The sequence below is a fragment of the Campylobacter sp. FU_520 genome, from assembly GCF_025772385.1.
In the GTDB taxonomy this organism is placed as follows: Bacteria; Campylobacterota; Campylobacteria; order Campylobacterales; family Campylobacteraceae; genus Campylobacter_D; species Campylobacter_D lari_C.
On the sequence record NZ_JAKMRZ010000044.1, the window covers coordinates 1 to 1005 of the forward strand.

Here is a 1005-nt window from a genome sequence, read left to right on the forward strand (position 1 = left end):
TTCTACCATTAGCATCTCTTGAAGCTTCTACTCCTGTACTATCTTTTACTGAGTTAATAGCTGCTACTAAAGCTCCGTTTTGATCACTATCTTGATACTCTATCCTACCTATTTTAACCCCATTAATAGCAAAATCATCGCTTGTAACACCAGCTTTCACAGGACCTACACCTGTAGTTTCTACTAAGAAATTTGCTCTAACACCTGTGATATCTGCTACCCTATTAATCTCTTCAGCTAAAGCTCCCATACCTGTTCCTACTGAAGTAGAAATCACTACAGGCTGGAATTTAAAATCATCTACACCATTATAGTTTTTAATGGTTAGTTGAGCTATACCACTTTGTTTAGCTTGAGAACCTGTTTCAAATCTAGTAACACCAATTTTACTTGACTGAGTTGGGCCTATGCTAGCTTTTACAGTTTGATTTGACTGAGCACCAATTTGAAATTCTTGATTAGTAAAATTTCCACTTAAAAGTTGCTTACCATTAAATGCTGTAGTATTTGCGATATTATCAAGTTCTTCCATCAAACGGTTAATATCAGCTTGAAGCATGTTTCTTGTTTTAGTGCTTTGACCATCTTGAGCAGCTTGAGTAGCCTTTACTTTGATAGTATCTAAGATTTTAAGTTGCTCATCCATAGCCTTATCAGCTGTTTGTAAAATACCTATGGCGTCATTACCATTGTTTATAGCCTGACCTAAAGTTGCAGCTTGTGATCTTAAACTATCAGCAATAGCCATCCCTGAAGCATCATCAGCTGCAGAGTTGATTCTAAGACCTGAACTAAGTCTACCTAAAGATTTATCCAACTCTCTTGCTGTGATAGTTGAATTTGCGTGTGCATTCATTGCACCTATGTTGGTGTTTATTCTAAAACCCATTTTAAATCCTTTCAAAATATTGCTTGGCAATTTAAAAGCAATAAGTGTTCCAAGTTTTAAATTAAGAGTTTTAAATTAAGAGTTTTAAATTAAGAGTTTTAAATTAAGAGTTTTAA

Annotated in this window: 1 protein-coding gene; it reads right to left on the reverse strand. The window is 34.6% G+C overall.

All coding sequences use genetic code 11. The annotated features are described in order from the left end of the window. A partial coding sequence (locus L8W55_RS07910; protein WP_318529908.1) for a flagellin hook IN motif-containing protein occupies nucleotides 1–889 on the reverse strand: 889 nt, incomplete at its 3' end. Between the last annotated feature and the right edge of the window lie 116 nt (nucleotides 890–1005).